Source organism: Labrys sp. Lb11 (genome assembly GCF_057554225.1).
On record NZ_BAAJOT010000009.1, the window covers coordinates 199581 to 212083 of the forward strand.

The window sequence follows — 12503 nt, forward strand, 5'->3', positions numbered from 1 at the left end:
GTTGCAATCCCGGGGTCCTGGACCCCTCACGCAGATTGGGGAGGGCGCAATGACGCATATCAAGGATGCAGCCGGCGTGGGCACGGCCCCTGCCGCGGCAAGGGCGGACGAGCGGGTCAAGCAGGTCTCCGCCCTGACGCAGATGATGCGCCGGCCGGAGCTCGGCGCCGTCGCGGGCCTCGTCTTCGTCGTCATCTTCTTCGCGCTCACGGCGCGGCCGGGCATGTTCACCCTCAACGGCATGCTGGTGATCCTGGATTATTCGGCGACGCTCGGCATCGCCGCCATCGCCGCCGCCCTCCTGATGATCGGCGGCGAATTCGATCTGTCGATCGGCTCCATGGTCGCCTTCACGGGCCTCGTCTTCGGCACGGCGATCACGGCCATGGGCCTGCCGCTGATCCTGGCCATCCCGTTCACCTTCGTGGTGGCGATGGCGCTGGGCGCGCTCAACGGGCAACTGGTCATCCGCACGCGGCTGCCGTCCTTCATCGTGACGCTGGCTTTCCTGTTCATCCTCAGCGGCGCCACCCTGGTGGGCCTGAAGAAGGTCACGGGCGGCAACACCCAGCTCAGCGGCATCAAGGATGCGATCGGCGACGGCGTGCTGGTGTCGCTCTTCTCGGGCAGGGCCTTCCCCGGCCTGTTCGTCTGGATGGCGGACAAGGGCTGGGTCACCAAGTTCGCCGACGGCACTCCCTCGATCAAGGGCGTGCCGGTCTCGATCCTGTGGTTCCTCGGCCTGACGGCGATCGCCACCTGGGTGCTGCTGCGCACGCAGGTCGGCAACTGGATCTTCGCCTCCGGCGGTCATCCCGACGCCGCGCGCAATTCCGGCGTGCCGGTGACCAAGGTGAAGACCGGCCTGTTCATGCTCACCGCCTCGGCGGCGGCGCTGACGGCGATCATCACCGTGCTCAACACCGGCTCGGCCGACGCCAAGCGCGGCGACCTCCTGGAGTTCAAGGCGATCATCGCGGCGGTGATCGGCGGCTGCCTGCTCACCGGCGGCTACGGCTCGGCGATCGGCGCCTTCATCGGCGCGCTGATCTTCGGCATGGTCTCGATCGGCCTGGGCTTCACCACCTTCGACGCCGACTACTTCAAGGTGTTCCTGGGGGCGATGCTGCTGATCGCTGTGCTGCTGAACAACTATATCCGCAGGAAAGTGACGGGGGAGCGCTGACCATGGCCCATGACGCACCGCAAGGCGCAGCCGCAGGTTCGACGCCGATCATCGACGTGCGCAACATCGTCAAGCAGTTCGGCTCGGTGATCGCCCTGTCGGGCGTGTCGATGTCGGTCGGGGCCGGGGAGGTGCTCTGCCTGCTCGGCGACAACGGCGCCGGCAAGTCGACGCTGATCAAGACGCTTTCGGGCGTCCACAAGCCGACCTCGGGCGAGTTTTATGTGGAGGGGAGACCGGTGACCTTCGAGAGCCCGCGCGACGCGCTCGATGCCGGCATCGCCACGGTCTACCAGGATCTGGCGATGATCCCGCTGATGTCGATCACCCGGAACTTCTTCATGGGACGCGAGCCGAAGAAGGGATTCGGGCCGTTCAAATATTTCGACTTCGAGTTCGCCAATCCGGTGACGCGCGAGGAGATGAAGAAGATCGGCATCGACATCCGCGACCCGCACCAGGCGGTGGGCACGCTCTCCGGCGGCGAGCGCCAATGCGTCGCCATCGCCCGGGCGGTCTATTTCGGCGCCAAGGTGCTGATCCTCGACGAGCCGACCTCGGCGCTCGGCGTGGCCCAGACCTCGATGGTGCTGAAATACATCAACCTGGTCAGGCAGAACGGCCTGGGAGTGATCTTCATCACCCACAATGTCCGCCATGCCTATGCGGTCGGCGACCGGTTCACCATCCTCAACCGCGGCAAGACGCTCGGTACCTATGCCAAGAGCGAGATCCCGATGGACGAACTGCAGAACCTGATGGCCGGCGGCAAGGAACTGGCCCAGCTCTCCAGCGAGCTGGGGGGAACGATCTGAGCGGCGTGCCTCGCCGGGGCGTTCAGCCCTGGCGAGCGATCCGGGGGAAGTCGGCGCGCGAGATGCCGAGCTCGGTCATCTCGCGGTCGTCCAGCGAGTCCAGCTCGCGCAGGCACTGGCGATAGGCCTTGTCGGCACGATAACGGGCGATGATCGAGGCGATGAAGCTGGCGAAGATCATGGTCTTGATCCCTCTGCTCTGAACTGTTCGTACCGGACTATATGCACCGCAATATATGTCGAATCTGTGCTGCATTGCACAATCGCAGGGAATGGCGGCCATGACGCGATTGCATGGCGCAAACGTTTGGCTAGCGAGGAATCCAAAATGAGCATCGGTGTCGGGCTGATCGGCACGGGATATATGGGCAAATGCCATGCCCTGGCCTGGAATGCGGTGGCGCCGCTGTTCGGCGACGTCGAACGGCCGCGGCTGGCGGTGCTGGCCGAGGCGACGGAAGACCTGGCGCGCCGCAGGGCCGGCGAGTTGGGCTTTGCCCGCGCGACGGCGGACTGGCGTTCCCTGGTGACGGACCCGGCGGTCGACGTCGTCTCCATCACCACGCCGAACCAGTTCCATGCCGAGATGGCGATCGCGGCCCTGCAGGCCGGCAAGCACGTCTGGTGCGAGAAGCCGATGGCGACCTCGCTGGCGGACGCGCAGGCCATGCACGCGGCCTGGAAGGCCAGCGGCCGGCACGCCGTGCTCGGCTACAACTACATCCAGAACCCGGTCATGCGCCTGATCCGCCGCCTGGTGGGCGAGGGGACGATCGGCGTGGTCAACCATGTCCGCCTCGAAATGGACGAGGACTTCATGGCCGATCCGGCGGCGCCGTTCAGCAGCCGCAACCAGGCGGCCTCGGGCTATGGCGCGATCGACGACTTCGCCGTGCATCCGCTCAGCCTGCTGCGCTCGATCTTCGGCGGGGTGGAGCGGGTCTTCGGCGACATGTCCAGGCCCTATGCCGAACGGTCGACGGCGGATGGCGGCCGCCGCGCTGTGGAGAACTACGACACGGCGACCGCGCTGATCCGCCTGGAGAGCGGCGCCTCGGGCTTCATCGCCGTCAACCGGGCCGCGTGGGGTCGCAAGGGACGCATCCAGCTGCAGATCTTCGGCGACAAGGGCACGATCGCCTTCGACCAGGAACGGTTCAACGAGGTGCAGATCTTCACCCGCGACGGGCCGGTGGCGACGCAAGGCTTCCGCAGCGTGCTCGCCGGCCCGGTGCATCCGCCCTATGACAGGTTCATCCCGGCCCCGGGCCATGGCCTCGGCTTCAACGACCTCAAGGTCATCGAATGCCGCGAGTTGATCGGCCGGATCCGGGGCGAGGCGTCGAACCTGCTCGACTTCGACGACGGACTGGCGATCGAGCGCACCGTGCACGCGATCGCCCGCAGCTTCGAGGCCGGAGGATGGGTCGAGGTCCGCGACGTCGAGGCGTAGGAGGCCAGCGGCTGACGGCAAGCCCGCCCCGGAGCCGGCTATGCACAGAAAATCTGAAGCAACCATGGCCGAATCCCGATGAACTCGGGTACCATGGTGCCGTTCGACGAGATAACCTCGTCTCACCGGCCCGCAGGCCCCTCCCGCTGCAATGGGTCCGATGAGGCCGCGCCCCAAGGGGCGCGGTTTTTTTTAGGCGCCGCGCGGCGGCGGCAAGGACGAGCTGCGGAACACGAGGTCGACCGGCCAGACCTCGCGCAGCGTGCCCGGGTCGGCGCCGCGGGCCAGATCCTGGGCCATTTCGGCGATGCGCTGGCCGGCGGCTCGGATCGAGGAGAAGGTGGTGGTGAGCGCCGGGGTCAGCGTCTCTGGCCGGATCGCGGCGAGGCCGTCGTCGTGGGCGACCAGCGACAGGTCGCGGCCAATAGCCCGGCCGGTGTCGCGGGCGGCGCGCATGGCACCGAGCGCGGCGAAGATCGACGAGCAGAGCAGGGCGGTCGGCGGCCCCTCCTGCTCGAACAGGGAGCGCGTCAGCCGGTAGCCATTCTCTTCGGTCATCGGGCCGCTCGCCGCCAGCGACGGCGGGGCGGGCAGGCCGCGCGCGGTCAGGGCCTCGCGCCAGCCGCGCTCGCGGTGCAGCGCGAAGGTGAAGCACGTCTCGCCATTGATCAGGCCGATGCGGCGATGGCCGAGATCGGCGAGCATGCCGGTGGCGTTGCGGAACGCCTCCTCGTTGTCGATGTCGAGCGAGGCGCAGGCGGTCTGGCTCCTGGTGCGGCCATGCAGCACGAAGGGCAGCTGCAGCCGCTGCAGCATCGTCACGCGCCCGTCCTCCAACAGGGGCGAGGACAGGATCACCGCGTCGACCGAGCGGCCGCGCGCCATGCGGCGATAGGCTTCGGTCTCGTCGCCGCGCGGGGAGGAGACCAGCACGTCGGTGTCGCTGGCGGCGCTGCCATCGACGACGCCGGCAAGGAAATCGGTGAAGATCGGGTCGAGCAACGGGTTTCGGCCGGTCGACAGCACGATGCCGATGGCGCCGGCCCGCCCGGTGGCCAGCTTGCGGGCATTGGCGTTGGGCCGGTAGTGGAACTGCCTGGCCGCCTCGGCGACGCGGCGGCGCGTCTCCTCGCCGACTTCCGGATAACCGTTCAGCGCCCGGCTGACAGTGGTCTGCGACAGGCCGAGATGCTCGGAAAGCTCCTTCAGATTCACCGCGACGAACCTCCCGATCGTGGCGACGGCGGCGCGGGCCGGTTGGCTCCGGCCACTGCTTGGCGCCGAGTTTGTCAAAGCGCTTTGACGCTGGCAAGTGAAATTCGATGTCGCAGGCAGGGCCACGGCTGAAACCAAGCCGCAGCCGCTGGGACGATTTTGTTGCGCAAAGCCATGGAGTTGGCTGGCCTCGGCAGACGCGCGGCCTCAAGGTCGAGCCAAACGCTCACTGCGGTGAGCGTTTGGCTCTTGACAAAAAACCAAGGTCTGCGCATGAATATCCAAAGCGCTTTGAGTGCTGCTTTCACGACCTCCGGCAAGGGGGCGTCGCCGAGGAACGCAATCGTCCGGGCCTGTCCGTCTCCTCGCGCGAGGCGCCGCCGCGGACTCATGAGGGAGGAGCACTGTATGTTTCGTCGCCTGTTGCTTGCCGCCGGTGCGACCATCGCGATGACCGGTTATTCCCATGCCGCCGAGATCGGCCTGTCCTGCGGCGCCGTCGGCCAGGAGCTCGCCCTGTGCAAGGAGGGGGCGGAGGCCTGGGCCAAGAAGACCGGCAACACGGTGAAGATCGTCTCGACGCCGAATGACACCAATGAACGCCTGGCGCTCTACCAGCAGCTGCTTTCGGCCGGCGCCGGCGACATCGACGTCTTCCAGGTCGACGTGATCTGGCCCGGCATCCTGGGCAACCATTTCATCGATCTCGCCCCCTATTCCAAGGGAGCGGAGAAGGAGCACTTCCCGGCGATCATCGACAACAACACCATCGACGGCAAGCTGCTGGCCATGCCGTGGTTCACCGATGCGGGCGTGCTCTACTACCGCAAGGACCTTCTGGAGAAGTACGGCCTCCAGCCCCCGACCACCTGGCAGGAGCTGACCGACACCGCCGCCAAGGTGCAGGACGGCGAGCGCAAGGCGGGCAACGACAAGTTTTTCGGCTTCGTCTTCCAGGGCCGCGCCTATGAGGGGCTGACCTGCAATGCGCTGGAGTGGATCGACAGCCATGGCGGCGGCACCATCGTCGACGGCCAGGGCAAGATCACCATCAACAACCCGAAGGCCCTCGAGGCCGTGGCGCTGGCAGCGGGCTGGATCAACACGATCGCGCCGGGCGGCGTGCTGAACTACGGCGAGGAGGAAGCGCGCGGCGTCTTCCAGGGGGGCAATGCCGCCTTCATGCGCAACTGGCCCTATGCCTGGACGCTGGCCAACAACGCCGACTCGCCGATCAAGGGCAAGGTCGGGGTGGTCGCGCTGCCCAAGGGCGGCGCCGACGGCAAGAATACCGGCACGCTCGGCGGCTGGCAGCTTGCCGTGTCGAAATACTCCAAGAACCAGGACGCGGCGGCCGACCTCGTCATGTACCTGACCTCGAAGGACGAGCAGAAGCGCCGGGCCATTGTCGGCTCCTACAACCCGACCATCGCCGCGCTCTACGAGGATCCGGACGTGCTGAAGGCGGTGCCCTTCTTCGGCAGCCTGAAGGCGACCTTCACCAGCGCCGTGGCGCGCCCGTCCAAGATCACCGGCGACAGGTACAACAAGGTGTCCAACGCCTTCTGGAACGCGGTGCACGCCGTGCTGTCCGGCAAGGAAAAGGCGGATGCTTCGCTGGCCTCGCTCGAGAGCGAGCTGAAGAAGATCAAGCGCAACAAGTGGTAGGCGCGCGGTCGTAAGGGTCTCCTCCCGACTGGGCGCCGCGTGACGCAAATGTCCGCGGCGCCGCTTTCCCTCCTCTCCGACGATGTCCGCCGGCCCGCCCGCCCTGGGGCCGGCAGGCCCGGTTTCGTGCGTGAGCAGTCCCGGCCGGGACGCGCGGCACAAGTCCGGTGCCGGCCGAACCGGCCCGATCATCCGCCTTTGGGGGCAGAGACAATGGCCAATCGTTCCGAACTGACGCGCGCCAGGCTGCGCTCCGCCTGGCTGTTCCTCGCGCCGATGCTGGTGGTGCTGGCGCTGGTGGCCGGATGGCCGCTGATCCGCACCATCTGGCTCGGCTTGACCGATGCGAACCTCTCCGACCTGACCAAGGCCGAGTTCATCGGCTTCGACAACTACATCGCCAATTATGACGGCGAATGGGCCGGCCTGCTGGTCGACCCGCTGTGGTGGCGCGCGGTCTACAACACGCTGTGGTTCTCGATCGTCTCGGTCGTGCTGGAGACGATCCTCGGCACGATCGTCGCGCTGGTGCTCAACGCCGACTTCAAGGGCCGCGCCATCGTCCGCGCCGCCGTGCTGGTGCCCTGGGCGATCCCCACCATCGTCTCGGCCAAGATGTGGGGCTGGATGCTGCACGACCAGTTCGGCGTGCTCAACGACATGCTGATGCACCTGCACATCATCTCCGCGCCGATCGCCTGGACCGCCAATTCCAACACGGCGATGTGGGCGGTGGTGATGGTCGACGTCTGGAAGACGACACCGTTCATGGCCCTGCTGATCCTGGCGGCGCTGCAGATGCTGCCCTCCGACTGCTACGAGGCGGCCAAGGTCGACGGCGTCCATCCGGTGAAGGTGTTCTTCAAGGTGACGCTGCCGCTGATCCGGCCGGCACTGATGGTGGCGGTGATCTTCCGCGCCCTCGACGCCCTGCGCATCTTCGACCTGATCTACGTGCTGACCTCGAACAGCCGCGACACCATCTCGATGTCCGGCTTCGCCCGCCAGCAGCTGGTCGACTTCCAGGAGGTCGGCGTCGGCTCGGCCGCGGCGACGCTGCTGTTCGTCATCATCGCGGTCATCACCGCCATCGCCCTGACCGCCGGCAAGGTCCGCCTGACCGAGGAGGCTCGCTGATGAAGCCCACGGACATTCTCAAGGCGATCGGCTTCTGGGCCCTGGTCGCCGTCATCGTCCTCTATGCGGTGTTCCCGTTCTACTATGCCATCCTGTCGTCGCTGAAGTCGGGCTCCGAGCTGTTCACGGTGACCTACCTGCCGCACAGCTTCGACTTCGGCAACTACGTCTCGGTGTTCCGCGAGCAGCCCTTCGCCCGCAACATCCTCAACTCGATCGTGGTGGCGGTGACGGTGGTGATGATATCGCTGTTCCTCGGCGTCACCGCGGCCTATGCCCTCGGCCGGGTGCACTTCCGCGGCCGCGGCGTGCTCCTGATGACGGTGCTGGCCGTGTCGATGTTCCCGCAGGTGGCGGTGCTCTCGGGCATGTTCGAATTGATCCGCATCCTCGGCGTCTACAACTCCATGCCCGGCCTGATCCTGGCCAACCTGATCCTGACGCTGCCGTTCACGGTGTGGGTGCTGACCACCTTCATGCGCGAATTGCCGCGCGAACTGGAGGAGGCGGCCTTCGTCGACGGCGCCACGCCCTGGGTGGTGGTGCGCCGGGTGTTCCTGCCGCTGATGTGGCCGGCCCTGGTCACCACCGGCCTGCTCGCCTTCATCGCCGCCTGGAACGAGTTCCTGTTCGCCCTGACCTTCACCCTCACCAACGAGCAGCGCACCGTGCCGGTCGCCATCGCCCTGATCACCGGCGCCACCCAGCACGAGCTGCCCTGGGGCAACATCATGGCCGCGTCGGTGATCGTGACGCTGCCGCTCATCGTCCTCGTCCTGGTCTTCCAGAGAAAAATCGTGGCGGGCCTGACCGCCGGCGCCGTGAAAGGCTGATCCCATGGCCACCGTGACCTTGAAGAACATCCGCAAGTCTTTCGGGCGCATCGAGACCGTCCACGGCGTCAACCTCGAGATCGAGGACAGGGACTTCGTCGTGTTCGTCGGCCCCTCGGGCTGCGGCAAGTCGACCCTGCTGCGCCTGATCGCCGGGCTGGAGGACATCACCTCCGGCGATCTCCTGATCGACGGCCGGCGCGTCAACGACAAGACGCCGAAGGACCGGGGCATCTCCATGGTGTTCCAGTCCTACGCGCTCTACCCGCACATGACGGTGATGGAGAACATGGGCTTCGGCCTGGAGCTGGCCAAGGTCTCCAGGGAGAAGGCCGAGGCCAAGGTGCGCGAGGCGGCCCGCATCCTGGAGCTGACGCCGCTGCTCGACCGCCTGCCCAAGCAGCTCTCGGGCGGCCAGCGCCAGCGCGTCGCCATCGGCCGGGCGATCGTGCGCGAGCCGAAGGTGTTCCTGTTCGACGAGCCGCTGTCCAACCTCGACGCCGCCCTGCGCGTGCAGATGCGCATCGAGATCGCCAAGCTGCACGCCGAGATGGGCGCGACCATGGTCTATGTCACCCACGACCAGGTCGAGGCCATGACGCTGGCCGACAAGATCGTCGTGCTCAATGCCGGGAATGTCGAGCAGGTCGGCGCGCCGCTGGAACTGTATCACCGGCCCAAGAACTTGTTCGTGGCCGGCTTCATCGGGTCGCCGCAGATGAACTTCATCGACACCGAGGTGCTGGCGGCGGATGCGTCCGGCGTCAAGGTGTCGCTGCCCGGCGGCGGCTCGGTGGTGGCCAGGGTCAATGGCGGCGGCGTCTCGGCCGGCGAGGCGGTCAAGCTCGGCGTGCGGCCCGAGCACCTGTCGGACGGCCAGTCCGACGGCTCGATGCCCGGCGACGTCGACGTGGTCGAGGAGCTCGGCGAGAGCCACTTCCTCTATGTCCGCACGCCGGACGGCAAGCTCGTCACCATCCGCGCCGGCGGCGACGCGCCGGTGCGGGCAAAATCTCGCCTCAATATCGGCATACCCGGCGAGGCCTGCCACGTCTTCAGGAAGGACGGTCTGGCCTTGCCGAGGCTGCAGTGAGAGGTCGGCCCCGCCCGCGGGCTGCCTGGATCGAAGGATCGACCGGCGCTGTCCGGCCCGCGCGCCGCGGGTCGGAGGGCGCCGTCCGGCGCGGGAGGGGGCGGCCCGCCAGGCCGCGCACCCGCGCAGTGAACCACGGCATCGAAAAGGAAACTCCATGACCATTCGCGCGCTTGTCTGGAACGAGAACCGCCACGAGCAGACCAACAAGCTGGTCCGGCAGCTCTATCCGCGCGGCATTCACGGCGAGATCGCCGGCGTGCTGCGGGAGGCCGGCGGCATCGCCGTCGAGACAGCGACCCTCGACGAGCCCGAGCACGGGCTCACCGCCGAGCGGCTGAAGAACACCGACGTGCTCGTGTGGTGGGGCCATACCGCCCATGGCGAGGTCAAGGACGAAATCGTCGAGCGGGTGCAGGAGCGGGTCTGGGAGGGCATGGGCCTGATCGTGCTGCATTCCGGGCATTTCTCGAAGATCTTCAAGCGGCTGATGGGCACGCCCTGCGCCCTGTCCTGGCGCGAGGCGGGCGAGGTCGAGCGCCTGTGGGTGCTTAACCCCAACCATCCCATCGCCGCCGGCCTGCCGCCCTATTTCGAGATAGAGCACGAGGAGATGTACGGCGAGCCCTTCACCGTGCCGGAGCCCATGGAGACGCTGTTCATCTCCTGGTTCGAGGGCGGCGAGGTGTTCCGGTCGGGCCTCACCTATCACCGCGGCGCCGGCCGCATCTTCTACTTCCGCCCCGGCCACGAGGCCTATCCGACCTATCACAACGCCCTGGTCCGGCAGGTGCTGGTGAACGCCACGCGCTGGGCCCACAACCCGGCCTCCGCCTGGAAGCGCGTCAACGAAGCCCCGAACGTGCCGCACGACAAGGCGCCGGTGCCATTGGAAGTGAAGGGCCCCCGCCTGCACCAGGACGGCGAGGAAGGGTATCGCTGAGCCGACGCGGGGACGCGCCGGAGCCTTCCGGCCGCAGCCCCCGCGGGCGCCTCGCGTCGTGTTTCGCTCCCGCAACAGACATCCCCGCACATGAGCAAAGTTCGCATCCTGGTGCTCGGCACCGGCAACATGGCCGCCAACCATGTCAGGGCCTTCCAGGCCGACCCAGGCGCCGAGGTGGTGGCGGGCGTCGACGTCGACGAGACGCGCGCGCGCCTGTTCTGCGAGCAGAACGGCATCGCCCATCCCTTCGGCGACCTCGACGAGGCGATCGCCTGGGGCGAGTTCGACGCGGCCGCCAACGTCACGCCGGATTCGGCCCATTACCCGACCACGATGAAGCTGCTTGCCGCCGGCAAGCACGTGTTCTGCGAGAAGCCGCTGGCCGAGACCTTCCCGCTGGCCGACGCCATGGCCGGCGCGGCCGAGGCCGGCGGCCTGGTCAACATGGTCAACCTGACCTACCGTAACGTGCCGGCGCTGCAGAAGGCGAGGGCCCTGATCGCCGCTGGCGAGATCGGCGAGGTGCGCCACGTCGAGGCGTCCTATCGCCAGAGCTGGCTGGTCGGCAATCATTGGGGCGACTGGCAGACCCTGCCGATGTGGCTGTGGCGCCTGTCCGAGGCGCACGGCTCCAAGGGCGTGCTCGGCGATGTCGGCATCCACATCCTCGACTTCACGCAACATGCCGTGGGCATGGCGCCGGTGTCGCTGCAGGCGCGGCTGAAGACGTTCCACAAGGCGCCCGGCGACCGCATCGGCGAGTATCCGCTCGACGCCAACGACAGCGCGCTGATGTCGGTGTCGTTCGACAACGGCGCCCTCGGCGTCATCCATGCCAGCCGCTTTATGACCGGCTACGCCAACACGCTGAAGCTCTCGGTCTACGGCACCCACGGCGCGATCGAGCTCGACCACGGCGCAGCCTTCACCACGATTCGCATGTGCTCGGGCAATGACGTCCACACCCAGGCCTGGCGCGACGTGGTCAGCGAGCCGGTGCGCACCAACTACCAGAAGTTCGTCGCCGCGGTCGCCGCCGGCGTCAACGACGATCCGTCCTTCCGCCACGCCGCCGACCTGCAGCGGATGATCGATCTTTGCTACGACGAGCAGAGCCAGCGCTCGATCGGCATCGGCGCAGGGTAGCGCCCGCCGGAGCGGGCTCAGTCGTCGTTCTCGGCGTTCAGATCCTCCGGGCGGATGCCTTCGCCGGACTGGCCGCCGAAATGCACGCCGATGCCGCCGTCATGGGCGAAGAACTCGGTGCCGGCCGCCTCCAGCACGCGCCGCAGGATGTCGGCCGTCGCATGGTCGTGCGGCGGCTCGCCATCCTCGAATCGTCGCACGATCGCAGGGCTGACATGGGCCGCCTCGGCGAGGCGATCCTCCGACCAGCCCAGCAAGGCGCGCGCGGCCCGGACCTGTTCGCCTGTCAACATGACGCTCATCCCTGCAAACCCGACTTGCGGTTGAACGCCGGCCGGCCTCGGTAGGTTCCGGCTCAGGTCAGGAACGCCACCAGCCAGTCGGGGTGAAGCTGCCAGCCGGCGAAGCCGGCCAAGGCCATGATGATGCCGCCGGCGCCGAACATCCATGAAATTCCGAGCAGCCACCACAGGCCTGTCAGGGCTGCGACGGCCGCGAGCGAGAGGGCGATGGCAAGGCTGGCATCGGACAGGTCGAACTGATCGTCGCGGGTGTTGAGCGCGTCATAGTCGCCCTGCAGCGCCCGGGCCTTGTCGGCGAGGTCCTTCGACTTGCTGTCGTAATCAGCGATCTTGGCCGGCAGGGCTGCCGTCGCGGCGGCAGCCTCCTCCGACGCCGGGCCGGCCTTCAGCCTGGCCAGCATCAGGGTCTGCTCGGCGAAATGCATCTTCAGGCGTTCGGCCTGATATTCGTCCCAGGTGTCGAGCGCATCGGCCTTGGCGGCCTGCATGGCCTGGACGATGTTGTCGTCCTTGATCTTCGAGACCGCCATCACCACGGAGATGGCGACGACCGTGATGGCGACGGCGCTGTTGAGCGCCTTGGCGCTGCCCTCGGTCTTGAGCTCGACTTCCATGACGATTGTTCTGTTCCGGCCGGGCGGGCTCCCGGCCTCAAGTCGAACTGTCGGGCCTTGCGTGAAGCACAGGCCGGCAATCCCCGCGCGGCCGC

At 67.4% G+C, this 12503-nt stretch carries 13 protein-coding genes; 9 read left to right on the forward strand and 4 right to left on the reverse strand.

The window, feature by feature from the left end:
• Positions 1-49 precede the first annotated feature (49 nt).
• The gene (locus AC27L4_RS29740) at positions 50-1186 is read left to right on the forward strand and encodes an ABC transporter permease (protein ID WP_487146244.1); all 1137 of its coding nucleotides are present in this window, start codon (positions 50-52) and stop codon (positions 1184-1186) included.
• 2 nt (positions 1187-1188) lie between these two features.
• Entirely contained in the window at positions 1189-2001 is an 813-nt protein-coding gene (locus tag AC27L4_RS29745) for an ATP-binding cassette domain-containing protein (RefSeq protein ID WP_487146245.1), read from the forward strand.
• 22 nt (positions 2002-2023) lie between these two features.
• Here AC27L4_RS29745 and AC27L4_RS29750 read toward each other — a convergent pair whose 3' ends face one another.
• Entirely contained in the window at positions 2024-2182 is a 159-nt protein-coding gene (locus AC27L4_RS29750) for a DUF1127 domain-containing protein (RefSeq protein ID WP_487146246.1), read from the reverse strand.
• Between the two features lie 147 nt (positions 2183-2329).
• Between AC27L4_RS29750 and AC27L4_RS29755 the strand changes: the two genes are divergently transcribed.
• Positions 2330-3454 carry a Gfo/Idh/MocA family protein gene (locus tag AC27L4_RS29755; RefSeq protein WP_487146247.1) on the forward strand — a complete coding sequence of 375 codons (1125 nt, stop codon included), beginning with the start codon at positions 2330-2332 and terminating at the stop codon, positions 3452-3454.
• Positions 3455-3646: 192 nt separating this feature from the next.
• Here the strand turns inward: AC27L4_RS29755 and AC27L4_RS29760 are convergent, their stop codons facing one another.
• A complete protein-coding gene (locus AC27L4_RS29760; protein ID WP_487146248.1) occupies positions 3647-4669 on the reverse strand; it encodes a substrate-binding domain-containing protein in 1023 nt (340 codons plus the stop codon).
• 408 nt (positions 4670-5077) lie between these two features.
• Between AC27L4_RS29760 and AC27L4_RS29765 the strand changes: the two genes are divergently transcribed.
• The 6 genes from AC27L4_RS29765 to AC27L4_RS29790 all read left to right on the forward strand — a co-directional run bounded on the left by AC27L4_RS29765 (position 5078) and on the right by AC27L4_RS29790 (position 11492).
• Positions 5078-6337, forward strand: coding sequence for an ABC transporter substrate-binding protein (locus AC27L4_RS29765; protein ID WP_487146249.1), 1260 nt, complete (start codon positions 5078-5080; stop codon positions 6335-6337).
• Positions 6338-6550: 213 nt separating this feature from the next.
• Positions 6551-7474, forward strand: coding sequence for a carbohydrate ABC transporter permease (locus tag AC27L4_RS29770; RefSeq protein ID WP_487146250.1), 924 nt, complete (start codon positions 6551-6553; stop codon positions 7472-7474).
• The gene (locus tag AC27L4_RS29775) at positions 7474-8307 is read left to right on the forward strand and encodes a carbohydrate ABC transporter permease (RefSeq protein WP_487146251.1); all 834 of its coding nucleotides are present in this window, start codon (positions 7474-7476) and stop codon (positions 8305-8307) included. Before AC27L4_RS29770 ends, AC27L4_RS29775 begins: the two co-directional genes overlap by 1 nt.
• A 4-nt stretch (positions 8308-8311) precedes the next feature.
• Entirely contained in the window at positions 8312-9400 is a 1089-nt protein-coding gene (locus tag AC27L4_RS29780) for an ABC transporter ATP-binding protein (RefSeq protein WP_487146252.1), read from the forward strand.
• A 157-nt stretch (positions 9401-9557) separates the two neighbouring features.
• A complete protein-coding gene (locus AC27L4_RS29785) occupies positions 9558-10343 on the forward strand; it encodes a ThuA domain-containing protein (protein WP_487146253.1) in 786 nt (261 codons plus the stop codon).
• 90 nt (positions 10344-10433) lie between these two features.
• Positions 10434-11492 (forward strand): Gfo/Idh/MocA family protein, encoded by a 1059-nt coding sequence (locus tag AC27L4_RS29790; RefSeq protein WP_487146254.1) that lies wholly within the window; start codon positions 10434-10436, stop codon positions 11490-11492.
• 17 nt (positions 11493-11509) lie between these two features.
• Here the strand turns inward: AC27L4_RS29790 and AC27L4_RS29795 are convergent, their stop codons facing one another.
• Entirely contained in the window at positions 11510-11785 is a 276-nt protein-coding gene (locus AC27L4_RS29795) for a helix-turn-helix domain-containing protein (RefSeq protein WP_487146255.1), read from the reverse strand.
• 62 nt (positions 11786-11847) lie between these two features.
• The gene (locus AC27L4_RS29800) at positions 11848-12408 is read right to left on the reverse strand and encodes a DUF4337 domain-containing protein (protein ID WP_487146256.1); all 561 of its coding nucleotides are present in this window, start codon (positions 12406-12408) and stop codon (positions 11848-11850) included.
• Positions 12409-12503 lie beyond the last annotated feature (95 nt).

Bases quoted from the DNA above. Each gene is read 5' to 3' on its own strand.
- AC27L4_RS29740 (WP_487146244.1), top strand. From the start codon at position 50: ATGACGCATATCAAGGATGCAGCCGGCGTGGGCACGGCCCCTGCCGCG.
- AC27L4_RS29745 (WP_487146245.1), top strand. From the start codon at position 1,189: ATGGCCCATGACGCACCGCAAGGCGCAGCCGCAGGTTCGACGCCGATC.
- AC27L4_RS29750 (WP_487146246.1), bottom strand. From the start codon at position 2,182: ATGATCTTCGCCAGCTTCATCGCCTCGATCATCGCCCGTTATCGTGCC.
- AC27L4_RS29755 (WP_487146247.1), top strand. From the start codon at position 2,330: ATGAGCATCGGTGTCGGGCTGATCGGCACGGGATATATGGGCAAATGC.
- AC27L4_RS29765 (WP_487146249.1), top strand. From the start codon at position 5,078: ATGTTTCGTCGCCTGTTGCTTGCCGCCGGTGCGACCATCGCGATGACC.
- AC27L4_RS29770 (WP_487146250.1), top strand. From the start codon at position 6,551: ATGGCCAATCGTTCCGAACTGACGCGCGCCAGGCTGCGCTCCGCCTGG.
- AC27L4_RS29775 (WP_487146251.1), top strand. From the start codon at position 7,474: ATGAAGCCCACGGACATTCTCAAGGCGATCGGCTTCTGGGCCCTGGTC.
- AC27L4_RS29780 (WP_487146252.1), top strand. From the start codon at position 8,312: ATGGCCACCGTGACCTTGAAGAACATCCGCAAGTCTTTCGGGCGCATC.
- AC27L4_RS29785 (WP_487146253.1), top strand. From the start codon at position 9,558: ATGACCATTCGCGCGCTTGTCTGGAACGAGAACCGCCACGAGCAGACC.
- AC27L4_RS29790 (WP_487146254.1), top strand. From the start codon at position 10,434: ATGAGCAAAGTTCGCATCCTGGTGCTCGGCACCGGCAACATGGCCGCC.
- AC27L4_RS29795 (WP_487146255.1), bottom strand. From the start codon at position 11,785: ATGTTGACAGGCGAACAGGTCCGGGCCGCGCGCGCCTTGCTGGGCTGG.
- AC27L4_RS29800 (WP_487146256.1), bottom strand. From the start codon at position 12,408: ATGGAAGTCGAGCTCAAGACCGAGGGCAGCGCCAAGGCGCTCAACAGC.